Here is a 23,429-nt window from a genome sequence, read left to right on the forward strand (position 1 = left end):
CCTAGTTAAATAAAACTAATCGTTTAATAGAGGAGGAATCTAGAATGGGTAAAGAAAAATTCGACCGTTCTAAACCGCACGTTAACGTTGGTACAATCGGCCACGTCGACCACGGTAAAACAACTTTGACTGCAGCAATCTCTGCTGTACTTTCAAAAGCACAAGGTAAAGCAGCTACTAAGTTCGACCAAATCGATGGTGCTCCAGAAGAGCGCGAGCGCGGTATCACAATCGCAACAGCTCACATCGAGTACGAAACTGACAAGCGTCACTACGCACACGTTGACTGCCCAGGACACGCTGACTATGTTAAAAACATGATCACTGGTGCTGCACAAATGGACGGCGCGATCCTCGTTGTATCTGCAACAGATGGCCCAATGCCACAAACACGTGAGCACATCCTTCTTTCACGTCAAGTAGGTGTTCCTTACATCGTAGTATTCATGAACAAAGTTGACATGGTAGACGACGAAGAGCTTCTCGAACTCGTTGAAATGGAAATCCGTGAACTTCTTTCTGAATATGACTTCCCAGGCGACGACCTCCCTGTAATCAAAGGTTCTGCACTTGGCGCACTTAACGGTGAAGCTCAGTGGGAAGAAAAAGTTATGGAACTCATGAACGCTGTTGATGAGTACATCCCAGAACCAGTTCGTGACACTGAAAAAGACTTCATGATGCCTGTTGAGGACGTATTCTCAATCACTGGTCGTGGTACTGTAGCGACTGGTCGTGTTGAGCGTGGTGTTCTCCGCGTCAACGACGAGATCGAAATCGTTGGTCTTACAGAAGAAACGAAGAAAACTGTATGTACTGGTGTAGAGATGTTCCGTAAGCTTCTTGACTATGCTGAAGCTGGCGACAACATCGGTGCACTTCTCCGTGGTGTATCACGTGACGACATCGAGCGTGGACAAGTACTTGCTAAGCCAGGTTCAATCACACCACACTCTAAATTCAAAGCATCAATCTACGTTCTTTCTAAAGAAGAGGGTGGCCGTCACACGCCATTCTTCGCGAACTACCGCCCGCAGTTCTACTTCCGTACAACTGACGTAACAGGTATCGTTCACCTTCCAGAAGGTACTGAAATGGTAATGCCAGGAGACAACATCGAGTTGACGATCGAATTGATTTCTACAATCGCGATCGAAGACGGTACACGTTTCTCTATCCGTGAGGGTGGCCGTACTGTAGGTGCTGGTTCAGTAACAGAAATCATCGAGTAATCGATTGGTTCAACTGAACAACATGAAGCAGTCCGCAATATGCGGGCTGCTTTTTTGTGTTTTCATCACAACATGTTAAGATGAGGCATACGAGAAAGGAGTGGCGTCATGTTGAAGCAACTAGAGACCATTTGTCGCTTGAATGGGATTGCGTATCGCATTGGCGGTTCTGAGCTGTTAAAGCATCATGGCATCGTCGAGGTAACGAATGACATCGATGTTTTTGTTGAACCGGACCAGTTTGAAAAAATGGATCGCGTACTCAGTCGCGCCGGGGAGAAGAAATCATCAGACCCTCACGACGCATACGTAACGACCTACTTTGGAGAGTATATATTCGAGGGAACAGATGTGGACGTCATGTCTAGTTTCCGAATGAAGTGTACCGACGGAATCTATACGCATCCTTTCATTGAACCAGATGGACAATGGATGCACCTAGAAGAGTGGGTCGTCCTTTACACGGTCATCGGACGAGAGGATAAATTAGCGTCATTGCTCCGCTATTTCAAGACGCACAGTGTTAATGAAGGAATTGTTCAAGACTGTTTAAAACGAGCGCCACAATCGGTCATAGAAGGGGTGACAGAGCGTTTTGGAGAGGTGATGGAACGCTAGGTCGAGTTGACATGGGAGTTCGTTTAAAAAATAGTTCAATAAAAGAATGAATTTTTGCTTGCAAAAGCTCGCGAATCTTGTTACATTAGGGAACGTTGAGCAACTCATCAGACAATCAGCAACTTCAAAAATCTAATCTTGCATTCCATGACCAGATTAGATATAATGATTAAGTGTTTGTGCGAGTGGTGAGAGACTTTACAGCAGAAAACGGGTCCAATCGTTGATTTGCAATGATCGGATGCCTCTGCTGACACAAGCACGCTGCGTTGAAGCGGGAGGTTATGACACGCCAGGCAGCATTGCCATGGCCGGTGTGGAAATTTCCGCGGAGAATTGTCTATTTTTAAAGTAGGCGACAAAGGAGGGAAACAAACATGGCAAATGAAAAAATTCGTATTCGTTTAAAAGCATATGACCATCGCGTTCTCGATCAATCAGCTGAGAAGATCGTTGACACTGCGAAGCGTTCAGGTGCAAAGGTATCGGGTCCAATCCCGCTCCCAACTGAAAAATCGGTTTACACGATTCTTCGTGCGGTTCACAAGTATAAAGATGCTCGTGAGCAGTTCGAAATGCGTACACACAAACGCTTGATCGACATCGTAAACCCAACACCGAAAACAGTCGATTCGCTTATGCGTCTCGAGTTACCATCAGGTGTAGACATCGAAATCAAACTTTAATTCTTCATATAGTAGATACTAGCCAGAAGAGACAATTAATTATTAACAGGAGGTGTATCTCATGGCTAAAGGAATCTTAGGAACAAAACTTGGTATGACTCAAATCTTCAACGAAGCAGGCGAAGTTGTACCAGTAACAGTAGTTGCTGTAGAAGGTAACGTCGTTCTTCAACTTAAAACAGTTGACACAGACGGTTACGAAGCAGTTCAACTTGGTTTCGGAGACATCAAAGAATCACGTCAAAACAAACCATCAAAAGGTCACGCTGCGAAAGCAAACGCGACACCTAAGCGCTTCATCAAAGAAGTTCGTACTTCAGTAGAAGGATACGAAATCGGTCAAGAGATTAAGGCAGACATTTTCGCTGCAGGTGAATTAGTAGACGTAACAGGTACATCGAAAGGTAAAGGATTCCAAGGTGCGATCAAGCGTCACGGACAATCACGTGGACCAATGGCTCACGGTTCGCGCTACCACCGTCGTCCTGGTTCGATGGGTCCTGTCGCTCCTAACCGCGTATTTAAAGGGAAACTTCTTCCTGGTCAAATGGGTGGAGAGCGTAAAACAATTCAAAACCTTGAAGTCGTTAAAGTTGATGTGGAACGTGGCCTTCTCCTCGTGAAAGGTGCTATCCCAGGCGCTCGTAAATCGAACGTCATCATCAAATCAGCGGTCAAAGGTAACTAATTAACTGCACGGAAAGGAGGAATTACGAATGCCTAAAGTAGCTTTGCTTAACCAAACAGGTTCACAAGTTGGCGAAATCGAATTGGCAGAAGCCATCTTCGGAATCGAGCCAAACGAATCAGTACTTTACGACGCAATCGTCATGCAACAAGCATCACGCCGTCAAGGTACTCACGATACGAAAGGTCGCTCGGAAGTACGCGGTGGCGGCCGTAAACCATGGAAACAAAAGGGAACTGGTCGTGCGCGCCAAGGTTCTATCCGCTCACCACAATGGGTTGGTGGTGGTACAGTCTTCGGTCCAACACCACGTTCATACTCTTACAAACTTCCTAAGAAGGTTCGTCGTTTAGCACTTCTCTCGGCTCTTTCGTCGAAAGTACAAAACAACGAAATCATCGTCCTCGAAGGCCTTGCTTTCGATGCACCAAAAACAAAAGATATGGCTGCTGTACTCAACAGCTTATCAGTAGAACGTAAGGCTCTTGTAGTCACAGCGGACTACAATGAGACTATCGCTCTCGCAGCTCGTAACATCCCAGGAGTGACTGTGATCGACGCAGCAGGCGTAAACGTTCTTGACCTCGTTGCTAACGACAAAGTCATCTTCACTAAAGATGCGGTTGCGAAGGTAGAGGAGGTGCTTGCATAATGGCTCAAGCATACGATATCATCAAACGTCCGATCATCACTGAGCGTTCAGTTAGCCTCATGGAAGCTAACAAATACGTTTTCGAAATCGACGTAAAAGCGACTAAATCGCAAGTGAAACACGCTATCGAAACAATCTTCAACGTGAAAGTTGCTTCGGTAAACACAATGAACTACAAACCGAAAGCGAAACGTGTCGGTCGTCACTCTGGTTACACAGCTCGTCGTAAAAAAGCGATCGTAACCCTTGCTGAAGGCAACACAATCGACTTCCTCGGTTAATTAACTACCTTAGAAGAAAAGGAGGGAATCCTCGATGGCAATCAAAAAGTTTAAGCCGACCACTAACGGTCGTCGTAACATGACATCTCTCGACTTTGCAGAGATCACAACGAATCGCCCTGAAAAATCGTTAACTGAAAAGCTTTCGAAAAAAGGCGGACGTAACAACCAAGGTCGCTTGACTGTTCGTCACCAAGGTGGCGGTCACAAGCGTAAATACCGTATCATCGATTTCAAACGTAACAAAGATGGCGTTGCAGGACGCGTAGCAACGATCGAATACGATCCAAACCGTTCAGCAAACATCGCACTCATCAACTATGTAGATGGTGAGAAACGTTACATCCTCGCTCCTAAGGGCATCAAAGTAGGCATGGAAATCATGTCTGGTCCTGAAGCGGATATCAAAGTGGGGAACGCTCTTCCACTCGTAAACATCCCTGTCGGTACAACAATCCACAACATCGAGCTTAAGCCTGGTAAAGGCGGTCAGCTAGTTCGTGCGGCTGGTGCATCGGCACAAATCCAAGGACGTGACGGCAAGTACGTCATCGTTCGTCTTCAATCAGGTGAATCACGCTTGTTCCTCGGCACTTGCCGCGCGACAATCGGTTCAGTTGGTAACGAAGAACACGAACTCGTAAACATCGGTAAAGCAGGACGTTCACGTTGGTTAGGCAAACGCCCAACAGTACGTGGTTCTGTAATGAACCCGGTTGATCACCCACACGGTGGTGGTGAAGGTCGTGCGCCAATCGGTCGTTCGGGCCCACTTACTCCTTGGGGTAAACCAGCTCTTGGTCTTAAGACTCGTAAGAAAAACAAATCGAGCGACATGTACATCCTTCGTCGCCGTAAGAAATAATTACTACATGATTCTCGGGCGGTTCGAAAGGGCCGTTCCCGAATCATTCCAAAGGGAGGTTCTAACATGGGTCGCAGCTTGAAAAAAGGTCCATTCGCAGATCACCACTTACTCGCTAAAGTTGACAAACTCAACGAATCTGGTGAGAAGCAAGTCATCAAAACTTGGTCACGTCGCTCGACGATCTTCCCAGAATTCATGGGTCACACGTTCGGTGTGCACGATGGTCGTAAACACGTACCAGTATTCGTGACAGAAGACATGGTTGGTCACAAACTTGGTGAATTCGCTCCAACACGCACGTACAAAGGTCACGGATCAGACAAGAAAACGAAACGGTAATTTGAGGGGAGGTCAAATCCATGCAAGCTAAAGCATCAGCTAATATGGTCCGTCTTGCTCCTCGCAAAGCACGTCTCGTTGTAGACTTAATTCGCGGGAAACAAGTCGGCGAAGCGCTCTCTGTCCTTGCTCACACGAACAAGGCAGCATCGCCAGTCGTTGAAAAAGTATTAAAATCAGCGATTGCTAACGCAGAGCACAACTACGATATGAACATTGAGAACCTCGTTGTAACAGAAGCTTACGTAAACGAAGGTCCAACACTCAAACGCTTCCGCCCACGTGCGATGGGTCGCGCAAGCCGTATTAACAAACGCACAAGCCACATCCACATCGTGGTAACTGAGAAATAAGGAGGGATATGTAGTGGGTCAAAAGGTAAATCCGCACGGTCTTCGCGTTGGTGTTATCAAAGACTGGGATTCGCGTTGGTACGCTGAGAAAGACTACGCTGATCTCCTTCATGAAGACTTCGTTATTCGTGAATACATCGAAAACAAAATGAAGGATGCTAGTGTTTCTAAAGTTGAAATCGAACGCGCTGCAAACCGCGTGAACATTTCGCTTCACACTGCGAAGCCAGGTATGGTAATCGGTAAAGGTGGTTCTGAAATCGAATCACTCCGTAAACACATTACAAAAATCGCTGACGGAAAACGCGTTCACATCAACGTTGTTGAAGTGAAAAACGCTGACGCTGTTGCGAAGCTTGTAGCAGAAAACATTGCTCGTCAATTGGAAGGTCGCGTATCATTCCGTCGTGCAATGAAACAATCTATTCAACGTTCGATGCGTACTGGCATCAAAGGGATCAAAACAGAAGTTTCTGGTCGTCTTGGTGGCGCTGATATCGCTCGTTCAGAGAAGTACTCGGAAGGAACAGTTCCACTTCACACACTCCGTGCCGACATCGACTACGGAACAGCTGAAGCTGACACAACTTACGGTAAAATCGGCGTAAAAGTTTGGTTATACCACGGTGAAGTTCTTCCAACAAAAAACAACACAGCGAAAAACGCTGAATAATAAACACTCTTTCAGGAAGGAGGCAACACACTATGTTGTTACCTAAACGCGTGAAATATCGTCGTGTACACCGTGGTAAAATGCGCGGGAACGCTAAACGCGGCACAACTGTACACTTCGGTGAGTTCGGTCTCCAAGCTCTCGAAGCGAGCTGGATTACAAACCGTCAAATCGAATCAGCACGTATTGCAATGACACGTTATATGAAACGTGGTGGTAAAGTGTGGATCAAGATCTTCCCACACAAGCCGTACACTAAAAAGCCTCTCGAAGTCCGAATGGGTTCGGGTAAAGGTGCTCCAGAAGGCTGGGTAGCTGTAGTTAAGCCTGGCAAAGTAATGTTCGAAATCGCAGGTGTATCTGAGGAAGTGGCACGTGAGGCACTTCGTCTTGCATCGCACAAACTTCCAGTAAAATGTAAGTTCGTGAAACGTGAAGAAAATGGTGGTGATACGAATGAAAGCAACTGATCTCCGTCAATCAACAACTGAAGAGCTCAACGGTAAAGTGGGCGAGTGGAAAGAAGAACTCTTTAACCTTCGCTTCCAACTTGCTACAGGTCAGCTTGAGAATCCTGCTCGTATCCGTGAAGTACGCAAGTCGATTGCGCGTGCTAAAACGATTCTTCGTGAACGCGAACTCGGCATCAACAACGGCTAATTACATCGGATTCTTGAGAGGAGGTAACACTCATGGAACGCAACAACCGTAAAGTGTTCACTGGTCGCGTCGTGTCTGACAAAATGGACAAAACGATCGTCGTCGCAGTAGAAACAAAGGTTCGTCATAAACTTTATGGCAAACGTGTAAACTACACGAAGAAATATAAAGCACACGATGAGAACAACGTCGCTAAAGTGGGCGATATCGTTCGCATCGCGGAAACACGTCCTCTTTCTAAAGACAAACGTTTCCGTCTTGTAACAGTAGTAGAAGAATCAGTAATCATCTAATAACAGTTCGGATTTATTAAACATCCGGAGGGAGGTACACTCGCATGATTCAACAAGAATCTCGCTTGAAAGTAGCAGACAACTCTGGCGCGCGTGAACTGTTGACAATTAAAGTCCTCGGTGGTTCTGGTCGTAAGACTGCAAACATCGGTGACATCATCGTCGCAACGGTAAAACAAGCAACACCAGGTGGCGTTGTTAAAAAAGGTGACGTTGTCAGAGCAGTTGTCGTTCGTACAAAACGCGGCGCTCGTCGTAAAGATGGTTCGTACATCCGTTTCGATGAGAACGCAGCAGTCATTATCAAAGATGACAAGAGCCCACGCGGCACACGGATCTTCGGGCCAGTTGCACGTGAACTTCGTGAAAAAGAATTCATGAAGATCGTTTCGTTGGCACCGGAAGTACTTTAATTTCCAATTTCAATCCTATAAGGAGGTGCGCAAACGATGCATGTTAAAAAAGGCGATACAGTCCAGGTAATGTCTGGTAAAGATAAAGGCAAGCAAGGGGTTATCCTCAAAGCTATGCCAAGCAAAAACCGCGTAGTGGTTGAAGGCGTAAACGTGATGAAAAAACACGCGAAACCTTCACAAGCGAATCCACAAGGCGGGATCCTTGAGATCGAAGCACCAATTCACGTCTCGAACGTAATGCCACTCGACCCTAAAACTGGCAAACCAACTCGTGTTGGTTTCAAAGTAGTCGATGGTAAAAAAGTTCGTGTCGCGAAATCGGGCGAATCACTCGATAAATAAGAAGAACGTGACGAAAGGAGGTCCATTCGACTATGAACCGTTTGCAAGAGAAGTATAAAAGCGACATCGTGAAAGCGATGATGGATAAATTCAACTATGACTCGGTCATGCAAGTACCGAAAGTCGAAAAGATTGTCATCAACATGGGTGTAGGTGACGCTGTTTCGAACTCGAAAGCACTTGATATGGCAGTTGAAGAATTAACAATTCTTTCAGGTCAAAAACCACTCGTAACGAAAGCGAAGAAATCAATCGCTGGTTTCAAACTTCGTGAAGGTATGCCAATCGGTGCGAAGGTTACACTTCGTGGCGAGCGCATGTACGATTTCCTCGACAAATTGGTAACTGTTTCACTTCCACGTGTACGTGACTTCCGCGGTGTATCGAAGAAAGCATTCGACGGACGCGGTAACTACACGCTTGGCGTGAAAGAGCAACTTATTTTCCCTGAGATCGATTACGATAAAGTATCTAAAGTACGCGGTATGGACATCGTTGTTGTTACAACAGCAAACACAGACGAAGAAGCACGTGAATTGCTCACACTTCTCGGTATGCCATTCCAAAAATAATCTAGAGGGAGGTCGACAACATGGCTAAAAAGTCAATGGTGAATCGCGAACTTAAACGCGAGAAACTCGTTGCCCAGTACGCTGAAAAGCGTGCGAAGTTGAAAGCTGAAGGCGATTATATCGGACTCAGCAAATTGCCACGTAACTCGTCACCTGTACGCTTGCACAACCGTTGCAGCATCACAGGTCGTCCGCATGGTTACATGGGTAAATTCGGGATCAGCCGTATCAAGTTCCGTGATCTTGCATACAAAGGTCAAATCCCTGGTGTTAAAAAAGCAAGCTGGTAATCCACTAACAGTGTGAAAGGAGGTACATCGCATGGTAATGACAGACCCTATTGCAGATATGCTTACACGTATCCGTAACGCTAACATGGTTCGCCATGAAAAAATGGAGCTTCCAGCTTCGAACATTAAACGTGAGATCGCTGAAATCCTTAAGCGTGAAGGTTTCATTCGCGATGTTGAATATATCGAGGACGCTAAACAAGGTACACTTCGTCTTTTCCTTAAATATGGAGCAAGCAACGAACGTGTAATCACTGGTCTCAAACGTATTTCGAAACCAGGTCTTCGCGTATACGCAAAAGCTGATGAAGTACCTAAAGTACTCGGAGGACTCGGGATCGCAGTTCTTTCGACATCTAAAGGTCTTATGACTGATAAAGAAGCTCGCCAACAACAAGTCGGCGGCGAAGTGCTCGCCTACATCTGGTAAGTCACTTTTCTAACAAGAACGGAGGTGTAATCAATGTCACGTATTGGTAAAAAACCAGTTACGATTCCTGCTGGCGTTACTGTAACAGTTGCTAATGACAACACGGTCACAGTAAAAGGTGCTAAAGGTGAACTTTCGCTTTCAGCTAACCCGGCATTGGAAATCAAAGTTGAAGAGAACGAATTGACGGTTGTTCGTCCAGACGAATCGAAAGAAAGCCGTACAATTCACGGTACGACACGTGCCCTTATTGCCAACATGGTACAAGGTGTGTCGAACGGATTCCAAAAAACACTTGAGATCTCGGGGGTTGGTTACCGTGCTACGAAGCAAGGTAACAAACTCGTCCTCAACCTCGGCTACTCGCACCCAATCGAGTACGTTGCTGAGGAAGGTATCGAAATCGAAGTTCCTTCAAACACGCAAATCATCGTAAAAGGGATTAACAAAGAGCGCGTCGGTCACGTTGCTGCTCAAATCCGCTCGTACCGTGCTCCAGAACCTTACAAAGGTAAAGGTGTTCGTTACTCTGATGAACGTATTCGCCGTAAAGAAGGTAAGACTGGTAAGTAATTCGTCACGAAATGAACGGAAAGGAGTGGCATAAATGATCACAAAGGCAGATAAAAATGCAGTTCGTAAAAAACGTCATGCTCGCGTACGTCGTACGATCACGGGGACAGCAGCTCGTCCACGTTTGAACGTATTCCGTTCGAGCAAGCACATTTACGTTCAACTTATCGATGACGCGGCACAAACAACGCTTGTGTCTGCATCTTCGAAAGATAAAGCTCTCGATCTTACAAATGGCGGTAACGTTGAAGCAGCGAAAGCTGTTGGTAAACTTGCTGCAGAACGTGCACTCGAGAAAGGTATCGACACAGTTGTGTTCGACCGTGGTGGATACCTCTATCATGGCCGCGTCAAAGCTGTTGCAGAAGCAGCTCGTGAAGCAGGTCTTAAATTCTAATAAAAAGGAGGGGACACTCGATGCGCCAGTTAGACGTTAACATGGAACAACTTGAAGAACGCGTTGTTACCGTAAACCGCGTCGCGAAAGTCGTAAAAGGTGGCCGCCGCTTCCGTTTTGCTGCTCTCGTAGTCGTAGGTGACAAAAATGGTCACGTCGGTTTCGGTACAGGTAAGGCACAAGAGGTGCCAGAAGCGATTCGCAAGGCTATTGAAGCCGCTAAGAAAAACATGGTACAAGTACCTATGGTTGGTACAACAATTCCACACGAAATCACAGGAGTATTCGGAGCAGGTCGTGTATTCATGAAACCAGCTTCTGAAGGTACTGGGGTTATCGCTGGTGGTCCAGTTCGTGCGGTGCTCGAACTTGCAGGTGTAGGTGACATCCTTTCGAAATCGCTAGGTTCAAACACACCGATCAACATCGTCCGTGCGACGGTACAGGGCTTGACTGAGCTCAAAAAAGCAGAGGAAGTTGCTAAACTACGTGGTAAAAGCGTAGAAGAACTTCTTAACTAAGGGAGGGAACTAGACATGGCGAAACTCGCAATCACCCTCACACGCAGCACAATTGGTCGTCCGGAAGGTCAGCGTGTTACTGTACGTACACTCGGTCTTCGCAAAATGCATCAAACGGTCGTTGTCCCAGACAACGTCGCGATGCGCGGTATGATCAATAAAGTGTCGCACCTTGTGACTGTAAAAGAAATCAACGAATAATAAAGATTTTAATAAATAAGGAGGTGCCACTATGAAACTCCATGAATTGAAGCCAACTCCAGGTTCACGTCACGAACGTAACCGTGTCGGTCGCGGTATGGCGACTGGTAACGGTAAAACTTCTGGTCGTGGACACAAAGGTCAAAAAGCTCGTTCGGGCGGTGGCGTTCGTCCAGGATTTGAAGGTGGACAAAACCCACTTTACCGTCGTCTTCCAAAACGCGGTTTCAACAACCCAACTCGTAAAGAGTACGCGGTTGTTTCCCTAGACACGCTTAACCGTTTCGAAGCAGGTACTGAAGTTACTCCAGAACTCTTAATCGAGACTGGTGTTGTCAGCTCTGCTAAAGACGGAATCAAGGTCCTTGCTAACGGCAAGCTTGAAACTAAATTGACTGTAAAAGCCAACAAGTTCTCGGGTGCAGCGAAAGAAGCAATCGAAGCAGCTGGCGGTACAGTTGAGGTGATCTGATGTTTCAGACGATCTCCAATATGTGGCGCGTGAAAGATATTCGACAGCGTATTCTCTTCACACTCGCAATCATCATCATTTTCCGCATCGGGGCTCATATCCCGGTGCCGATGGTGAATACGGATGTGTTGCGTTTTGACTCAGGAGGTCTTCTTGACTTCTTGAACTTGTTTGGAGGAAATGCTTTACAGAACTTCTCCTTGTTCGCAATGGGGATCATGCCGTACATTACGGCATCGATCGTTGTGCAACTTTTACAAATGGACGTCGTTCCAAAGTTTGCCGAATGGGCTAAACAAGGAGAGGCGGGCCGTAAAAAGTTAGCGACGGTCACGCGCTATGGGACGATCATCTTAGGCTTTGTCCAAGCGACTTCACTGTCGTTTGGATTTAACCGCCTCTACCCAGGTCTCGTCAATGAGACGTGGGGAACGGCAACTTACTTTGTGATCGCGATTGTACTCACTGCGGGTACAGCGTTCTTGATGTTCCTTGGTGAAATGACAACGGAGAAAGGTGTTGGGAATGGTATTTCCATCATTATCTTCGCCGGTATCGTCGCCGGGTTCCCAAGAATCTTCACGCAGATTTATGAAACAAAACTCCAAAACGCTGGAGATGCATTGTTCATTAATATCGTTTACTTGGTTGTATTGGCACTTGTTATTTTGGCTGTGACGGTTGGGATCATTTATGTTCAACAAGCGGCACGCAAAATTCCAATCCAATATGCAAAACGCACGGCGAACCGTACCCCAGTGGGCGGTCAGTCAACGCACTTGCCAATCAAACTAAACGCAGCAGGTGTTATCCCGGTTATCTTCGCGATTTCCTTCATGGTAACACCACCAACTGTTGCAAGCTTCATTGCTTCGCCGGAGACAACGCAAAAATTACAGACGTACTTTGACACGACGGCGCCAATCGGAATGTCGATTTACGTTGCGTTAATCATTGCGTTTGCCTACTTCTATACATTTATTCAGGTCAACCCTGAGCAAATGGCAGAAAACCTGCAGAAGCAAGGTGGTTATATTCCTGGGATTCGTCCTGGGGCGCAAACAGAACAGTACATCACGAAGTTGCTGTATCGATTGACTTTCTTCGGAGCGATCTTCTTATCGCTCGTGGCGATCATGCCGACAATCTTCATTAAGCTTGCCGGTCTTCCAACTTCCGTTCAAATCGGAGGAACGAGCTTGTTGATCGTCATCGGGGTAGCCCTCGAAACGATGAAACAAATCGAAAGTCAACTTGTAAAACGACACTATAAAGGCTTTATCCGTTAAAGCGGAAGGAAGGGTTGACCCTTCCTTCCTGTCGTGTTTACAAGCCCTTCGTGAAAATCAAAACTGGAGGCTAACCGAGATGAATCTAGTACTCATGGGCTTACCGGGTGCTGGGAAAGGGACTCAAGCTGCTAAAATCGTAGAAGAGTACCAAATCCCTCACATTTCGACAGGCGACATGTTTCGTGCGGCAATCAAAGGCGGAACGCCACTCGGTAAAGAAGCCAAGTCATTCATGGATAAAGGTGAACTCGTACCGGACGAGGTAACAATCGGAATCGTACGTGAACGTCTTAGCCAAGATGACACAGAAAAAGGTTTCTTACTCGATGGATTCCCGCGTACTGTTGCTCAAGCAGAGGCACTCGAAAGTTTGCTTAAAGATTTGGGGAAACAGATTGACCACGTCGTCAACATCGATGTGGATGCGGAAATTCTCGTTCCACGCTTGACAGGTCGTTGGATCTGCCCAACGTGTGGTGCGACATATCACGTGATCTTCAACCCACCAAAAGTGGAAGGCATCTGTGATGTGGATGGGTCGGCACTCATGCAACGTGAAGACGATAAAGAGGAAACGGTTCGCCGTCGCCTTGACGTCAACATCGAGCAATCGAAACCACTCATTGACTTTTACGCTGAAAAAGGGTATCTTCGTACATTGGATGGAGATCGTCCAATCGATGTCGTATATGCCGATGTCAAAGCATTACTCGGTGATACTGAATGATCATCACGAAGACGCCTCGTGAAATTGCGATTATGCGTGAGGCTGGGCAAATTGTTGCTCGAACGCACCAGGTGCTCAAACAGCACATTAAACCAGGAATCACGACGCTTGAGCTCGACCGGATTGCGGAAGATTACATTCGCAGCCAAGGTGCGACGCCATCGTTCAAAGGCTATAACGGTTTTACCGGTAGTGTTTGCGCTTCGGTGAACGAAGAGCTTGTTCATGGCATTCCAGGAAAACGGGTATTGAAAGATGGAGATATTATCTCAATCGATATCGGTGCCTACTATAATGGATACCATGGAGATTCCGCTTGGACTTATCCAGTGGGAACAATCACAGAAGAGACACAGCGGCTACTTGACGTAACCGAAGAAAGTCTGTATAAAGGATTGGAGCACGCCAAGGCTGGAGGGCGATTGACAGATATTTCCCATGCGATTCAAGCATATGTCGAATCACATGACTTTTCTGTCGTCCGCGAATACGTCGGTCATGGTGTTGGACAAAATTTGCACGAAGAACCGCAAATTCCACACTATGGTCCACCGGGGAAAGGGCCACGCCTGAAGACTGGGATGACGTTAGCCATTGAACCAATGGTTAATGCTGGTCAACGCTATGTTCGAACACTGGCTGATAACTGGACAGTTGTCACCGTGGACGGTAGCATGTGCGCCCACTTTGAGCACACCATCGCCATCACAGACGATGGATACGAGATTTTAACGAAACTCGATTCCGGTGAATGAGGCTCTATTGTTTCATACTGATCCGTTCTGGATCCTTCTCTCACAGTAGATGGCAATAGATCGTCTGTGCTCCTAAAGATTTTCATATAGAAAGGGGAATAAATGATGGCGAAACAAGATGTCATTGAAGTGGAAGGCACTGTTGTCGAACCACTTCCGAACGCAATGTTTAAAGTGGAGTTAGAAAACGGCCACACGGTGCTCGCGCACGTCTCAGGGAAAATTCGGATGCACTACATTCGGATCCTTCCAGGTGACCGCGTAACTGTTGAGTTGTCTCCATACGACTTGACTCGCGGGCGGATTACGTACCGTTATAAGTAACTCCGATTTTTCCAGGAGGAGGGTATACTCATGAAAGTAAGACCGTCGGTAAAACCGATTTGCGAAAAATGTAAAGTTATTCGCCGTAAGGGTAAAGTAATGGTAATTTGCGAAAACCCGAAACACAAACAAAAACAAGGTTAATTTCAGAGGAGGTGCACACATGGCACGTATTGCTGGTGTAGATATTCCACGCGAAAAACGTATCGTTATTTCGCTCACATACATCTATGGTATTGGTAAAACAAAAGCACAAGAAATTTTGAAGGCTGCTAACGTATCTGAAGAGACACGCACACGCGACCTTACTGAAGATGAACTCAACCGTATCCGTGAAGCAATTGACGGAATCAAAGTTGAAGGTGACCTTCGTCGTGAAGTTTCACTTAACATCAAACGTTTGATCGAGATCGGCGCATACCGCGGTATCCGTCATCGCCGTAGTCTCCCTGTTCGCGGTCAAAACACGAAGAACAACTCGCGTACTCGTAAAGGCCCACGCCGTACAGTAGCGAACAAGAAGAAGTAAAGGAGGGAATTGAACAATGGCGAAACGTAAGCAAAACGTACGTTCTAAACGTAAAGTTAAAAAACATGTTGAAGTCGGTGTGGTACACATCCGTTCTACATTCAACAACACAATTATCACAATCACTGATACGCAAGGTAACGCGATCTCATGGGCTACTTCTGGTAACCTTGGATTTAAAGGATCACGTAAATCGACTCCGTTCGCAGCGCAAATGGCTGCTGAAACTGCAGCGAAAGTTGCAATGGACAACGGTATGCGTACAGTAGAAGTTAACGTTAAAGGTCCTGGTGCTGGACGTGAAGCGGCTATCCGTGCGCTCCAAGCTACTGGTCTCGAAGTTACTGCAATCCGTGACGTAACTCCAGTTCCGCACAACGGTTGCCGCCCTCCAAAACGTCGCCGCGTATAATCGCTTGAGCGTGTGAGGGGTTTACCTAGCACGACAGCTTATACTTTAGCAGCTCAAACTGCACGGCAGGATATACTCAAGGAGGGGTTCAGATGATCGAGATTGAAAAACCAAAGATCGAAACGGTCGAAATCAGCGAGGACGCTACGTTTGGTAAATTCGTAGTAGAACCGCTTGAACGTGGATATGGCACTACTCTCGGTAACTCACTACGTCGAATTCTATTGTCATCGCTCCCAGGTGCAGCGGTAACAGCGGTTCAAATCGATGGCGTGCTTCACGAGTTCTCTACGATTGACGGTGTTGTCGAAGACGTCACTCAAATCGTACTCAACCTCAAGAAGTTGGCACTCAAAGTGTACTCGGAAGAAGAGAAAACGCTTGAGATTAACGTTTCAAGTGCCGGTGCTGTCACTGCGGCAGACATTACCCATGATAGCGACGTTGAAATCTTGAATCCTGAGCTCCACATCGCGACTCTCGCTGACAATGCGACGCTTCGCATGCGTTTGACTGCTCGCCGTGGTCGTGGTTACGTCCAGGCAGAAGATAACAAACGTGATGATATGCCGATTGGGGTCATTCCAATCGATTCGATCTATACACCGATTCAACGCGTGAACTACGAAGTAGATAAAACACGTGTCGGTCAAGACGCTAGCTTCGATAAGCTTTTGTTAGACGTGTGGACAGATGGTTCAATTCGTCCGGAAGAAGCTGTATCATTAGGGGCTAAAATTTTGACTGAACACTTGAACATCTTCGTTGGTTTGACAGATGAGGCTCTCAACGCAGAAATTATGGTCGAGAAAGAAGAAGACCAAAAAGAAAAAGTACTCGAAATGACGATTGAAGAACTCGATCTCTCAGTTCGTTCGTACAACTGCTTGAAGCGCGCTGGCATCAACACTGTTCAAGAACTCGCAAACAAATCAGAGGAAGAGATGATGAAAGTTCGTAACCTCGGACGTAAATCACTCGAAGAAGTTCAACACAAGTTGGACGAACTCGGTTTGGGCTTGCGTAAAGAAGACTAAGTTCAACCGAAGGAGGGAAATGTAATGGCTTATTCGAAACTTGGCCGTACAAGCTCGCAACGCAAGGCGCTTTTGCGTGATCTTGCAACTGACCTAATCATCAACGAGCGCATTCAAACAACTGAACAAAAAGCGAAAGAACTTCGCCCAGTCGTTGAAAAATTGATCACTCTTGGGAAACGTGGCGATCTTCATGCCCGTCGTCAAGTAGCTTCATTCGTTCGCAAGGAGAACGCTGGAGAAAAAGACGCAATCCAAAAATTGTTCGAAGACGTGGCACCACGCTACGCTGAACGTCAAGGTGGATACACGCGCATCATGAAAGTCGGCCCACGCCGCGGTGATGGTGCAGAAGTTGTAATCATCGAACTCGTCTAATTCATTAGGCAGTCAACAGGGCATGCGGTGACGTATTGCCCTGTTTCCACATCAGAAAGGAGTCGACCTATGGAATCACAAATTATGGTACGGGATGTCGTATTTCATTACCCTGGACAGTCTGAGCCGGCGCTTAACGGCCTATCGCTCGATGTATATAAAGGGGAATGGCTTGCGATTGTCGGCCATAATGGTTCTGGCAAGTCGACACTGACGAAGTTGTGGAACGGACTTCTCATTCCTGAACAGGGGGAAGTTCGCGTCGAGACACTCGATCCGTCGAACGCCGCAGACGTGTGGGACGTTCGAACGCGAATCGGGGTCGTCTTTCAAAATCCCGACAATCAATTTGTCGGGGCGACCGTGCGCGATGATGTGGCATTTTCTCTCGAAAACATGGGACTTCCACGTCAAGAAATGGTTCGTCGAATTGATGACAGTCTAGCGCGCGTTGGATTATCGGAACTAGCGGACCGTGAACCGCATCAGTTATCCGGTGGACAAAAGCAGCGCGTTGCGATAGCTGCGGCTCTCGCAATGCGCCCGCGTGTCCTCGTGCTCGATGAAGCGACCTCCATGCTCGACCCGATTGGGCGACAAGAGGTATTACAAACGGTACGACAGCTCGTCTCGGAAGGGATGACCGTTGTCGCCATTACACACGAGCTCGACGAAGTGTTGTTTGCTGACCGTATCATTGCATTGTCGAAAGGCAAGATTGCGATGACCGGCACACCTGAAGACGTGTTTCAACATCCAGATACGCTTCGTGACATTCAACTAGATGTCCCGTTTATCGTTCGGATGCAACTCGAACTGAAGGCACGTGGCATTCCACTCGATCGTCTGATGCTACAACATTCGGAGTTGGTGAACCATCTATGCCGATACGCATTGAAGAAGTAACATATCAATACCAAATGAATACTCCGTTTGAACGAACCGCGCTGCGCGATGTGAATGTAACCATTCCGTCGGGAGCGCTTGTTGCGTTTCTTGGGCATACTGGCTCAGGGAAATCGACACTCGTTCAACATATGAACGGCTTATTGCGCCCGACTGACGGACGTGTGGTGGTCGATGATATCATTGTCACCCCGATTCGGACGCGCCGTGACAAGAAACAGAATCTTTTGCCGCTTCGGCGTCGCGTTGGGCTCGTCTTTCAATATCCAGAGCACCAATTGTTTGAAGAGACGGTCGAACGCGACGTCATGTTCGGTCCGCGCAACTTTGGCGCGACAGATGCCGAAGCGAAAGAGCGAGCCCACGAGGCCCTTCGTCTCGTCGGCTTGGATGAAACGTTATGGGACCGTTCGCCGTTTGATCTTTCAGGAGGGCAGATGCGCCGTGTCGCGATTGCAGGTGTTTTAGCGAGCCGGCCTGATGTGCTCATTGTCGATGAACCGACAGCGGGTCTCGACCCAATTGGGAGACGAGACATGCTCGCCTTATTCAAACGTTTACGAGAAGAGTTGAACCTTACGTTGATCCTTGTCTCGCATGACATGGATGATGTACTCGCCTATGCGGAGCGCGTCATCGTGATGGAGCGTGGCCAGGTGGCGTTTGATGGGGACCCGTTTGAATTGTTCCAAGACGAGGTACTGGTGCGACGTCTCCAGCTCGACATCCCGCACGTCTTACGATTCGCTCGTGACATGGCACCGGTTCTTGGAGAAACGTCCATCCCGCTCGTACGAACCGAGGGCGAGCTGGCGGATTGGGTGGCGGAACGGCTGAAAGGGGGAGCGACATGATTATCGGTCAATATATACCCGGACATTCATGGCTTCATTCCCTTGATGCGCGTGCCAAGACGCTCTTCATTTTAGGGTTCATCCCAGTTGTTTTTTTAGCTGACAACTTATGGACGAATTTATTTTTACTCGCGTTCACGTTGTTTGCGGTCAAACTGTCACAGTTATCGTGGCGCTATTTATGGAATGGTCTTCGCATGATCTTATTTTTGATCGTCTTCACGTTGATCTTACAACTGTTATTCAATCGAGACGGCACACTTCTATTCGAATTAGGACCGATTGCGATTTATTCGGAAGGAATTCGAATGGGACTGATTGTCTCGCTTCGCTTCTTTTATCTCGTCATGTTGACGACACTCGTGACGTTGACGACGACACCGATGGAATTGACCGATTCGATTGAAGCGGGGCTACGGCCATTCGAACGGATTCGTGTGCCGGCCCACGAAATTGCGTTGATGCTTTCCATTTCACTCCGTTTCCTACCGACGCTTGCGGATGAGACGGACCGGATCATGAAAGCTCAGCAGGCGCGTGGGGTCGATTTGATGAGTGGACCTTGGAAATCCCGTCTAAAAGGGGTTATCCCTCTTTTGATTCCATTGTTCATTTCTGCGTTTAAGCGTGCTGAGGACCTCGCTACGGCTATGGAAGCCCGTGGTTACCGAGGGGGAGAAGGGCGGACGAGGTTGCGTGAAATGGAATGGCAAATGCGTGACACAGCCGTATTACTCATCTTTATCGCGTTGACGCTCATTTTGTTTGGATTGAGAGGGATTGGATGAGACGAATTAAACTGATTGTCGCCTATGATGGGACACATTATGCGGGATATCAAGTGCAGCCGAATGGCAATACCATTCAAGCGGAGATTGAATCTGTCTTGGCACGTATGCATCGATATCCGGTAAAAATCGTCGCCTCAGGTCGTACAGACGCTCGCGTCCATGCTTTAGGACAGGTGATTCACTTTGACACGTCGTTAGAGATGCCCGCTGAGCGCTTCGTCAAAGCGTTAAACGCCATGCTACCAGACGATATCCTCGTTAAACAGGCGGAAGAAATAGACGATACGTTCCACGCACGTTACGGTGCGAAGCGAAAAGAGTATCGCTATCATATCCGTCAGACCGAGGATCCGTTTCGTCGGCACTATGCTGCGACCGTGACGTATAAGCTGAGCCTTGAGGCGATGCGTCAAGCGATGGAGCGGTTGATTGGGACCCACGACTTTACGTCGTTCTCTGTGACAAAGGCAGAAGTCGAAGATCGGGTCCGTACCATCTATGAAGCAGAAGTGCTCGAGATGGGAGACGAGATCATATTCCGTTTCGTTGGATCAGGTTTTCTATACAACCAAGTCCGCATCATGGTAGGGACGGTCATCGAGGTAGGGAGAGGCAAGTATCAGCCCGGAGATATCACACAAATGCTAGAGGCGAAGGACCGCCGCGTAGCGGGGATTACCGCCCCCCCACACGGTTTGTATTTGTGGAATGTGAATTATGAAAAAGTAGATTGACATTCCCCTTATAAAATCGTATTATATTCATTGGCATTTCATTTTCAAATTTAGAGATGAACCACAATCTTAGCCCCGTAAACTAGGATTATGATAAAGCATCAAAAAATTAAGTGAACAGACATTTCTAGGAGGTATTCCACATGCGCACAACATTCATGGCTAAAGCATCTGAAGTAGAACGCAAATGGCTCCTTATCGACGCAGAAGGCAAAACACTTGGTCGTTTGACTAGTGAAGTAGCTTCACTTCTTCGCGGTAAGCACAAGCCGACTTTCACACCACACGTTGATTGCGGAGACCACGTCATCATCATCAACGCTGAGAAAATCAAATTGACTGGTAACAAATTGAATGACAAGATCTACTACCGTCATTCAGGTCATCCAGGCGGTTTGAAATCACAAACTGCAAAAGAGCTTCTCGCAAAACGTCCAGAGCGTATGCTTGAACTCGCGATCAAAGGGATGCTTCCAAAAGGATCACTCGGTCGTCAACAATTCAACAAACTCCACGTTTACGCTGGAGCTGAACACAAGCACGAAGCACAAAAACCAGAAGTTTACGAACTTCGCGGTTAATCGAGACACAGGGAGGAACTAAACGATGGCAGATGTACGTTACTACGGAACAGGCCGCCGCAAACACTCGGTGGCTCGCGTTCACCTCGTTGCAGGTGACGGTAAAGTTGTTGTAAATGGCCGCGATATCTCAGAATACTTCGGTCATGAGACTTTGATCATGATGGCTAAATCACCACTCGTATTGACTGAAACAGAAGGTAAATACGATGTAATCGTTAACGTTAACGGTGGTGGATACACTGGACAAGCTGGAGCAATTCGCCACGGCGTATCACGTGCGCTTCTTCAAGCGGACCCAGAATTCCGTCCAAGCCTCAAAGAAAAAGGCTTCTTAACTCGTGACGCTCGTATGAAAGAACGTAAAAAATACGGTCTTAAAGCAGCACGTCGCGCACCACAATTCTCGAAGCGTTAATCTTCGCGATGTGGTTCGAACTCTCCATCCTTTCGGGTGGAGAGTTTTTTGTTTGAAATAGTCGATTCCGAACCCGTCAAGAAAACGCTTTTTTTGATATACTGATATCGAAACAGTTAGAAGGGGGAAGCAATATGCTTACAGTAGAGCAAGTACGCGAGGAATTGGCGGGGCTTGTTGATCCGACGATCAACCGAACGCTTGGAGATACAGCAGGAGTAAAAGACATTCGAATCAAAGAAGACTATGTCAGTGTAAAAGTGGCACTCGGACAAACAGGGAGCGGGGAACAGCTTCAGTTACAACAAGAAATCGTCACGTTGCTCAAGGGGAAAGGCTTTAAGACGGTCGGGCTTCGCTTTGAGGCATTGAATGATGAAAGTTTGAAAGAGGCGACGAAACCGGCAATCCTCCGTGAAAACTCAGGGACGACGTTTATCGCTATCGCTTCTGGTAAGGGTGGCGTAGGAAAATCGACAGTATCCGTCAACTTGGCTGTCGCGCTTGCGCGAGCGGGTAAAAAGGTCGGGTTGATTGATGCGGATATTTACGGCTTCAGTGTTCCAGATATGCTTGGTATTGAGGAACGACCGGTTGTTCGCGGCGAGAAGATCATTCCAGTCGAGCGTTTTGGCGTAAAAGTCATCTCAATGGGATTCTTCGTTGAAGACAATGCGCCGGTCATCTGGCGTGGACCGATGCTCGGGAAGATGTTAAATAACTTCTTCAATGACGTCGAGTGGGGCGATCTTGACTATCTCTTGCTCGACTTACCGCCGGGAACGGGGGATGTCGCGCTCGATATCCATTCGATGCTCCCATCATGTCAGGAATTGATTGTCACGACACCTCATGCGACAGCAGCATTCGTTGCGGCTCGTGCCGGAGCGATGGCAATCAAAACGAACCACAAACTATTAGGTATCATTGAAAACATGGCTTATTTCGAAAGTAAGCTAACTGGTGAAAAAGAATACGTATTCGGTTACGGTGGTGGAGAAAAGCTTTCAGAAGCATTGAAGAGTAAGCTACTTGCTCAAATCCCGCTCGGCCAACCGTACGACAATGAAGAGGACTTTGCACCTTCTGTCTATCGGGATGGACATCCGTTCGAGCATACGTATGATGAGTTGGCGCAAGCAGTCATTAAACAAATAGAAGGGTGAATCGGTGAGAGATGAAAGTACAAGGTTTTTTACGTTTGTTTTGGACAACGCTCGTATTCGGGACGTTGTTCGGGTTCCTGATGAATTTATTGGCGAACCCGGGTTATTTGGTCAGTCAGTCCTGGGAGGCAATTGTCACGGCGCTTAGTTATTCGAGTACATGGACGGGAATCAGCATGATGGGTTTCTTTGCCTATTTGATTATTCATCGAGTCGGACTCGACTTGTTTAGAGGGCCACGTCTATGGAATCGCGTTCAAGTGTTACTAATCGCTTTTGCGATTTTTGATGCCGTCTACTTACGGATGCTCGCATTCGGTAATGATCACATGTGGCGTTATATCGGTGAGATGCTTGTGTTACTCATTGTCGCTTGGGTCGTTGCTGCGAGTAAGGCGAAACAAACAAATAGGAGTGCTTTCATCCCGACACTTTTCTTAATGACTGTCATTACGTTAATTGAATGGATTCCAGCTCTGCAAACAACGGACGAGATTCCATTGCTCTGGCCGGCACTAGCCACATTGGTGTTTGCGAACGCTTATCAGGTATTAATGCTTCATCGCTTCCAACAGACAGGACAAGCGGTTCAAGTCGCTTCACCCGAAGTTAGAAAGAAAAAAACGAAGAAACAGATGTCGTCTAAATCATCGTAAAAAGTAAATGGTTGTGTGGATAATCCGAAGTGTTTTGGGTGATCCGCCAACCATTTTTTATTCATTTCAACAAAACAAAGAAAAATTAAAGTTTTTTTAGAAAAATAGTTGACGGTTTTTTAGGATGCTGATATATTAATAAACGTCGCTGATATTGTTCACGAAACAAACTTCAGGAAGCGAAAAAAATAATAAAAAGTGGTTGACTTTAATAAGTCAAATCGCTATTATTAAAAAGTCGCTAACACGACAACGATTGGTCTTTGAAAACTGAACGATGAGGCAAAAAAAGTTTTACAATTTTTGAATGAA

General features: G+C 47.0%; 40 protein-coding genes. All 40 read left to right on the plus strand.

Annotated elements, in window-relative coordinates; all coding sequences use genetic code 11:
• Positions 1-44 precede the first annotated feature (44 nt).
• The 40 genes from tuf to BBB58_RS03060 all read left to right on the plus strand — a co-directional run bounded on the left by tuf (position 45) and on the right by BBB58_RS03060 (position 23,117).
• Positions 45-1,232 carry an elongation factor Tu gene (tuf, locus tag BBB58_RS02865; protein ID WP_012727680.1) on the plus strand — a complete coding sequence of 396 codons (1,188 nt, stop codon included), beginning with the start codon at positions 45-47 and terminating at the stop codon, positions 1,230-1,232.
• A 108-nt stretch (positions 1,233-1,340) separates the two neighbouring features.
• Complete coding sequence (locus BBB58_RS02870) at positions 1,341-1,850, plus strand: hypothetical protein (RefSeq protein ID WP_074035356.1); 510 nt, start codon at positions 1,341-1,343, stop codon at positions 1,848-1,850.
• A gap of 377 nt (positions 1,851-2,227) precedes the next feature.
• Positions 2,228-2,536 carry a 30S ribosomal protein S10 gene (gene rpsJ / locus BBB58_RS02875; protein WP_074032438.1) on the plus strand — a complete coding sequence of 103 codons (309 nt, stop codon included), beginning with the start codon at positions 2,228-2,230 and terminating at the stop codon, positions 2,534-2,536.
• Between the two features lie 61 nt (positions 2,537-2,597).
• Entirely contained in the window at positions 2,598-3,224 is a 627-nt protein-coding gene (gene rplC / locus BBB58_RS02880) for a 50S ribosomal protein L3 (RefSeq protein ID WP_012727677.1), read from the plus strand.
• A gap of 28 nt (positions 3,225-3,252) precedes the next feature.
• Positions 3,253-3,876 carry a 50S ribosomal protein L4 gene (gene rplD, locus BBB58_RS02885; RefSeq protein WP_012727676.1) on the plus strand — a complete coding sequence of 208 codons (624 nt, stop codon included), beginning with the start codon at positions 3,253-3,255 and terminating at the stop codon, positions 3,874-3,876.
• Entirely contained in the window at positions 3,876-4,157 is a 282-nt protein-coding gene (rplW, locus tag BBB58_RS02890) for a 50S ribosomal protein L23 (RefSeq protein WP_012727675.1), read from the plus strand. The genes rplD and rplW overlap by 1 nt, the downstream gene beginning before the upstream one ends.
• Before the next feature lie 34 nt (positions 4,158-4,191).
• Positions 4,192-5,022: a 50S ribosomal protein L2 gene (gene rplB / locus BBB58_RS02895; RefSeq protein WP_012727674.1), complete on the plus strand. Its 831-nt coding sequence runs from the start codon at positions 4,192-4,194 to the stop codon at positions 5,020-5,022.
• Positions 5,023-5,088: 66 nt separating this feature from the next.
• Positions 5,089-5,364, plus strand: a complete 276-nt coding sequence (gene rpsS / locus BBB58_RS02900; RefSeq protein ID WP_012727673.1) for a 30S ribosomal protein S19 — start codon at positions 5,089-5,091, stop codon at positions 5,362-5,364.
• A gap of 20 nt (positions 5,365-5,384) precedes the next feature.
• Positions 5,385-5,717, plus strand: coding sequence for a 50S ribosomal protein L22 (gene rplV / locus BBB58_RS02905; protein ID WP_012727672.1), 333 nt, complete (start codon positions 5,385-5,387; stop codon positions 5,715-5,717).
• Between the two features lie 13 nt (positions 5,718-5,730).
• A complete protein-coding gene (gene rpsC / locus BBB58_RS02910; protein ID WP_012727671.1) occupies positions 5,731-6,390 on the plus strand; it encodes a 30S ribosomal protein S3 in 660 nt (219 codons plus the stop codon).
• Positions 6,391-6,422: 32 nt separating this feature from the next.
• On the plus strand, positions 6,423-6,860 hold the full coding sequence (rplP, locus tag BBB58_RS02915; protein WP_012727670.1) for a 50S ribosomal protein L16: 438 nt from the start codon (positions 6,423-6,425) through the stop codon (positions 6,858-6,860).
• Positions 6,847-7,050, plus strand: coding sequence for a 50S ribosomal protein L29 (gene rpmC, locus BBB58_RS02920; RefSeq protein ID WP_012727669.1), 204 nt, complete (start codon positions 6,847-6,849; stop codon positions 7,048-7,050). Before rplP ends, rpmC begins: the two co-directional genes overlap by 14 nt.
• A gap of 32 nt (positions 7,051-7,082) precedes the next feature.
• The gene (gene rpsQ / locus BBB58_RS02925; RefSeq protein ID WP_012727668.1) at positions 7,083-7,343 is read left to right on the plus strand and encodes a 30S ribosomal protein S17; all 261 of its coding nucleotides are present in this window, start codon (positions 7,083-7,085) and stop codon (positions 7,341-7,343) included.
• A 44-nt stretch (positions 7,344-7,387) separates the two neighbouring features.
• Positions 7,388-7,756: a 50S ribosomal protein L14 gene (gene rplN, locus BBB58_RS02930; protein WP_012727667.1), complete on the plus strand. Its 369-nt coding sequence runs from the start codon at positions 7,388-7,390 to the stop codon at positions 7,754-7,756.
• Positions 7,757-7,792: 36 nt separating this feature from the next.
• Positions 7,793-8,101 (plus strand): 50S ribosomal protein L24, encoded by a 309-nt coding sequence (rplX, locus tag BBB58_RS02935; RefSeq protein WP_012727666.1) that lies wholly within the window; start codon positions 7,793-7,795, stop codon positions 8,099-8,101.
• A gap of 32 nt (positions 8,102-8,133) precedes the next feature.
• Positions 8,134-8,673, plus strand: a complete 540-nt coding sequence (gene rplE / locus BBB58_RS02940) for a 50S ribosomal protein L5 (protein ID WP_074035359.1) — start codon at positions 8,134-8,136, stop codon at positions 8,671-8,673.
• 20 nt (positions 8,674-8,693) lie between these two features.
• Positions 8,694-8,963: a 30S ribosomal protein S14 gene (rpsN, locus tag BBB58_RS02945; protein ID WP_012727664.1), complete on the plus strand. Its 270-nt coding sequence runs from the start codon at positions 8,694-8,696 to the stop codon at positions 8,961-8,963.
• 31 nt (positions 8,964-8,994) lie between these two features.
• A complete protein-coding gene (gene rpsH / locus BBB58_RS02950) occupies positions 8,995-9,393 on the plus strand; it encodes a 30S ribosomal protein S8 (protein ID WP_026824842.1) in 399 nt (132 codons plus the stop codon).
• A 33-nt stretch (positions 9,394-9,426) separates the two neighbouring features.
• Positions 9,427-9,966: a 50S ribosomal protein L6 gene (gene rplF / locus BBB58_RS02955; protein WP_012727662.1), complete on the plus strand. Its 540-nt coding sequence runs from the start codon at positions 9,427-9,429 to the stop codon at positions 9,964-9,966.
• Between the two features lie 34 nt (positions 9,967-10,000).
• Positions 10,001-10,363 carry a 50S ribosomal protein L18 gene (gene rplR, locus BBB58_RS02960; protein WP_012727661.1) on the plus strand — a complete coding sequence of 121 codons (363 nt, stop codon included), beginning with the start codon at positions 10,001-10,003 and terminating at the stop codon, positions 10,361-10,363.
• A 20-nt stretch (positions 10,364-10,383) separates the two neighbouring features.
• Positions 10,384-10,884 carry a 30S ribosomal protein S5 gene (gene rpsE / locus BBB58_RS02965; protein WP_012727660.1) on the plus strand — a complete coding sequence of 167 codons (501 nt, stop codon included), beginning with the start codon at positions 10,384-10,386 and terminating at the stop codon, positions 10,882-10,884.
• Between the two features lie 15 nt (positions 10,885-10,899).
• On the plus strand, positions 10,900-11,085 hold the full coding sequence (gene rpmD / locus BBB58_RS02970) for a 50S ribosomal protein L30 (protein WP_012727659.1): 186 nt from the start codon (positions 10,900-10,902) through the stop codon (positions 11,083-11,085).
• A 31-nt stretch (positions 11,086-11,116) separates the two neighbouring features.
• Positions 11,117-11,557, plus strand: coding sequence for a 50S ribosomal protein L15 (gene rplO, locus BBB58_RS02975; RefSeq protein ID WP_012727658.1), 441 nt, complete (start codon positions 11,117-11,119; stop codon positions 11,555-11,557).
• Complete coding sequence (secY, locus tag BBB58_RS02980) at positions 11,557-12,846, plus strand: preprotein translocase subunit SecY (protein WP_012727657.1); 1,290 nt, start codon at positions 11,557-11,559, stop codon at positions 12,844-12,846. The genes rplO and secY overlap by 1 nt, the downstream gene beginning before the upstream one ends.
• A gap of 79 nt (positions 12,847-12,925) precedes the next feature.
• A complete protein-coding gene (locus BBB58_RS02985; RefSeq protein WP_012727656.1) occupies positions 12,926-13,576 on the plus strand; it encodes an adenylate kinase in 651 nt (216 codons plus the stop codon).
• The gene (gene map / locus BBB58_RS02990; RefSeq protein ID WP_031421863.1) at positions 13,573-14,331 is read left to right on the plus strand and encodes a type I methionyl aminopeptidase; all 759 of its coding nucleotides are present in this window, start codon (positions 13,573-13,575) and stop codon (positions 14,329-14,331) included. The genes BBB58_RS02985 and map overlap by 4 nt, the downstream gene beginning before the upstream one ends.
• A gap of 105 nt (positions 14,332-14,436) precedes the next feature.
• Complete coding sequence (gene infA, locus BBB58_RS02995) at positions 14,437-14,655, plus strand: translation initiation factor IF-1 (protein WP_021066622.1); 219 nt, start codon at positions 14,437-14,439, stop codon at positions 14,653-14,655.
• 30 nt (positions 14,656-14,685) lie between these two features.
• Complete coding sequence (gene rpmJ, locus BBB58_RS03000) at positions 14,686-14,799, plus strand: 50S ribosomal protein L36 (protein WP_003156543.1); 114 nt, start codon at positions 14,686-14,688, stop codon at positions 14,797-14,799.
• A gap of 19 nt (positions 14,800-14,818) precedes the next feature.
• Entirely contained in the window at positions 14,819-15,184 is a 366-nt protein-coding gene (gene rpsM / locus BBB58_RS03005) for a 30S ribosomal protein S13 (protein ID WP_012727653.1), read from the plus strand.
• Positions 15,185-15,200: 16 nt separating this feature from the next.
• A complete protein-coding gene (gene rpsK / locus BBB58_RS03010; RefSeq protein ID WP_012727652.1) occupies positions 15,201-15,596 on the plus strand; it encodes a 30S ribosomal protein S11 in 396 nt (131 codons plus the stop codon).
• Positions 15,597-15,688: 92 nt separating this feature from the next.
• Complete coding sequence (locus tag BBB58_RS03015) at positions 15,689-16,633, plus strand: DNA-directed RNA polymerase subunit alpha (protein ID WP_012727651.1); 945 nt, start codon at positions 15,689-15,691, stop codon at positions 16,631-16,633.
• Positions 16,634-16,657: 24 nt separating this feature from the next.
• Positions 16,658-17,011: a 50S ribosomal protein L17 gene (gene rplQ / locus BBB58_RS03020; protein ID WP_012727650.1), complete on the plus strand. Its 354-nt coding sequence runs from the start codon at positions 16,658-16,660 to the stop codon at positions 17,009-17,011.
• Between the two features lie 69 nt (positions 17,012-17,080).
• Complete coding sequence (locus BBB58_RS03025) at positions 17,081-17,917, plus strand: energy-coupling factor transporter ATPase (protein ID WP_031421869.1); 837 nt, start codon at positions 17,081-17,083, stop codon at positions 17,915-17,917.
• Positions 17,893-18,771, plus strand: coding sequence for an energy-coupling factor transporter ATPase (locus tag BBB58_RS03030; protein WP_074035361.1), 879 nt, complete (start codon positions 17,893-17,895; stop codon positions 18,769-18,771). The genes BBB58_RS03025 and BBB58_RS03030 overlap by 25 nt, the downstream gene beginning before the upstream one ends.
• Positions 18,768-19,559 carry an energy-coupling factor transporter transmembrane component T family protein gene (locus BBB58_RS03035; protein WP_074035364.1) on the plus strand — a complete coding sequence of 264 codons (792 nt, stop codon included), beginning with the start codon at positions 18,768-18,770 and terminating at the stop codon, positions 19,557-19,559. Before BBB58_RS03030 ends, BBB58_RS03035 begins: the two co-directional genes overlap by 4 nt.
• Positions 19,556-20,296 (plus strand): tRNA pseudouridine(38-40) synthase TruA, encoded by a 741-nt coding sequence (truA, locus tag BBB58_RS03040; protein ID WP_074035367.1) that lies wholly within the window; start codon positions 19,556-19,558, stop codon positions 20,294-20,296. The genes BBB58_RS03035 and truA overlap by 4 nt, the downstream gene beginning before the upstream one ends.
• A gap of 143 nt (positions 20,297-20,439) precedes the next feature.
• Complete coding sequence (gene rplM, locus BBB58_RS03045; protein WP_012727645.1) at positions 20,440-20,877, plus strand: 50S ribosomal protein L13; 438 nt, start codon at positions 20,440-20,442, stop codon at positions 20,875-20,877.
• A gap of 25 nt (positions 20,878-20,902) precedes the next feature.
• Positions 20,903-21,295, plus strand: a complete 393-nt coding sequence (rpsI, locus tag BBB58_RS03050) for a 30S ribosomal protein S9 (RefSeq protein WP_012727644.1) — start codon at positions 20,903-20,905, stop codon at positions 21,293-21,295.
• Between the two features lie 134 nt (positions 21,296-21,429).
• Positions 21,430-22,461 carry an iron-sulfur carrier protein/transcriptional regulator SalA gene (gene salA, locus BBB58_RS03055; RefSeq protein ID WP_026824853.1) on the plus strand — a complete coding sequence of 344 codons (1,032 nt, stop codon included), beginning with the start codon at positions 21,430-21,432 and terminating at the stop codon, positions 22,459-22,461.
• Positions 22,462-22,472: 11 nt separating this feature from the next.
• Positions 22,473-23,117, plus strand: coding sequence for a KinB-signaling pathway activation protein (locus BBB58_RS03060; protein WP_074035368.1), 645 nt, complete (start codon positions 22,473-22,475; stop codon positions 23,115-23,117).
• Positions 23,118-23,429 lie beyond the last annotated feature (312 nt).

The organism is Exiguobacterium profundum, from assembly GCF_001909285.1.
GTDB classification, from domain to species: Bacteria; Bacillota; Bacilli; order Exiguobacteriales; family Exiguobacteriaceae; genus Exiguobacterium; species Exiguobacterium profundum.

Excerpts from the sequence above, each read along its gene's own strand:
- tuf (WP_012727680.1), top strand. The coding sequence starts at position 45 with ATGGGTAAAGAAAAATTCGACCGTTCTAAACCGCACGTTAACGTTGGT.
- BBB58_RS02870 (WP_074035356.1), top strand. The coding sequence starts at position 1,341 with ATGTTGAAGCAACTAGAGACCATTTGTCGCTTGAATGGGATTGCGTAT.
- rpsJ (WP_074032438.1), top strand. The coding sequence starts at position 2,228 with ATGGCAAATGAAAAAATTCGTATTCGTTTAAAAGCATATGACCATCGC.
- rplC (WP_012727677.1), top strand. The coding sequence starts at position 2,598 with ATGGCTAAAGGAATCTTAGGAACAAAACTTGGTATGACTCAAATCTTC.
- rplD (WP_012727676.1), top strand. The coding sequence starts at position 3,253 with ATGCCTAAAGTAGCTTTGCTTAACCAAACAGGTTCACAAGTTGGCGAA.
- rplW (WP_012727675.1), top strand. The coding sequence starts at position 3,876 with ATGGCTCAAGCATACGATATCATCAAACGTCCGATCATCACTGAGCGT.
- rplB (WP_012727674.1), top strand. The coding sequence starts at position 4,192 with ATGGCAATCAAAAAGTTTAAGCCGACCACTAACGGTCGTCGTAACATG.
- rpsS (WP_012727673.1), top strand. The coding sequence starts at position 5,089 with ATGGGTCGCAGCTTGAAAAAAGGTCCATTCGCAGATCACCACTTACTC.
- rplV (WP_012727672.1), top strand. The coding sequence starts at position 5,385 with ATGCAAGCTAAAGCATCAGCTAATATGGTCCGTCTTGCTCCTCGCAAA.
- rplP (WP_012727670.1), top strand. The coding sequence starts at position 6,423 with ATGTTGTTACCTAAACGCGTGAAATATCGTCGTGTACACCGTGGTAAA.
- rpmC (WP_012727669.1), top strand. The coding sequence starts at position 6,847 with ATGAAAGCAACTGATCTCCGTCAATCAACAACTGAAGAGCTCAACGGT.
- rpsQ (WP_012727668.1), top strand. The coding sequence starts at position 7,083 with ATGGAACGCAACAACCGTAAAGTGTTCACTGGTCGCGTCGTGTCTGAC.
- rplN (WP_012727667.1), top strand. The coding sequence starts at position 7,388 with ATGATTCAACAAGAATCTCGCTTGAAAGTAGCAGACAACTCTGGCGCG.
- rplX (WP_012727666.1), top strand. The coding sequence starts at position 7,793 with ATGCATGTTAAAAAAGGCGATACAGTCCAGGTAATGTCTGGTAAAGAT.
- rplE (WP_074035359.1), top strand. The coding sequence starts at position 8,134 with ATGAACCGTTTGCAAGAGAAGTATAAAAGCGACATCGTGAAAGCGATG.
- rpsN (WP_012727664.1), top strand. The coding sequence starts at position 8,694 with ATGGCTAAAAAGTCAATGGTGAATCGCGAACTTAAACGCGAGAAACTC.
- rpsH (WP_026824842.1), top strand. The coding sequence starts at position 8,995 with ATGGTAATGACAGACCCTATTGCAGATATGCTTACACGTATCCGTAAC.
- rplF (WP_012727662.1), top strand. The coding sequence starts at position 9,427 with ATGTCACGTATTGGTAAAAAACCAGTTACGATTCCTGCTGGCGTTACT.
- rplR (WP_012727661.1), top strand. The coding sequence starts at position 10,001 with ATGATCACAAAGGCAGATAAAAATGCAGTTCGTAAAAAACGTCATGCT.
- rpsE (WP_012727660.1), top strand. The coding sequence starts at position 10,384 with ATGCGCCAGTTAGACGTTAACATGGAACAACTTGAAGAACGCGTTGTT.
- rpmD (WP_012727659.1), top strand. The coding sequence starts at position 10,900 with ATGGCGAAACTCGCAATCACCCTCACACGCAGCACAATTGGTCGTCCG.
- rplO (WP_012727658.1), top strand. The coding sequence starts at position 11,117 with ATGAAACTCCATGAATTGAAGCCAACTCCAGGTTCACGTCACGAACGT.
- secY (WP_012727657.1), top strand. The coding sequence starts at position 11,557 with ATGTTTCAGACGATCTCCAATATGTGGCGCGTGAAAGATATTCGACAG.
- BBB58_RS02985 (WP_012727656.1), top strand. The coding sequence starts at position 12,926 with ATGAATCTAGTACTCATGGGCTTACCGGGTGCTGGGAAAGGGACTCAA.
- map (WP_031421863.1), top strand. The coding sequence starts at position 13,573 with ATGATCATCACGAAGACGCCTCGTGAAATTGCGATTATGCGTGAGGCT.
- infA (WP_021066622.1), top strand. The coding sequence starts at position 14,437 with ATGGCGAAACAAGATGTCATTGAAGTGGAAGGCACTGTTGTCGAACCA.
- rpmJ (WP_003156543.1), top strand. The coding sequence starts at position 14,686 with ATGAAAGTAAGACCGTCGGTAAAACCGATTTGCGAAAAATGTAAAGTT.
- rpsM (WP_012727653.1), top strand. The coding sequence starts at position 14,819 with ATGGCACGTATTGCTGGTGTAGATATTCCACGCGAAAAACGTATCGTT.
- rpsK (WP_012727652.1), top strand. The coding sequence starts at position 15,201 with ATGGCGAAACGTAAGCAAAACGTACGTTCTAAACGTAAAGTTAAAAAA.
- BBB58_RS03015 (WP_012727651.1), top strand. The coding sequence starts at position 15,689 with ATGATCGAGATTGAAAAACCAAAGATCGAAACGGTCGAAATCAGCGAG.
- rplQ (WP_012727650.1), top strand. The coding sequence starts at position 16,658 with ATGGCTTATTCGAAACTTGGCCGTACAAGCTCGCAACGCAAGGCGCTT.
- BBB58_RS03025 (WP_031421869.1), top strand. The coding sequence starts at position 17,081 with ATGGAATCACAAATTATGGTACGGGATGTCGTATTTCATTACCCTGGA.
- BBB58_RS03030 (WP_074035361.1), top strand. The coding sequence starts at position 17,893 with ATGCCGATACGCATTGAAGAAGTAACATATCAATACCAAATGAATACT.
- BBB58_RS03035 (WP_074035364.1), top strand. The coding sequence starts at position 18,768 with ATGATTATCGGTCAATATATACCCGGACATTCATGGCTTCATTCCCTT.
- truA (WP_074035367.1), top strand. The coding sequence starts at position 19,556 with ATGAGACGAATTAAACTGATTGTCGCCTATGATGGGACACATTATGCG.
- rplM (WP_012727645.1), top strand. The coding sequence starts at position 20,440 with ATGCGCACAACATTCATGGCTAAAGCATCTGAAGTAGAACGCAAATGG.
- rpsI (WP_012727644.1), top strand. The coding sequence starts at position 20,903 with ATGGCAGATGTACGTTACTACGGAACAGGCCGCCGCAAACACTCGGTG.
- salA (WP_026824853.1), top strand. The coding sequence starts at position 21,430 with ATGCTTACAGTAGAGCAAGTACGCGAGGAATTGGCGGGGCTTGTTGAT.
- BBB58_RS03060 (WP_074035368.1), top strand. The coding sequence starts at position 22,473 with ATGAAAGTACAAGGTTTTTTACGTTTGTTTTGGACAACGCTCGTATTC.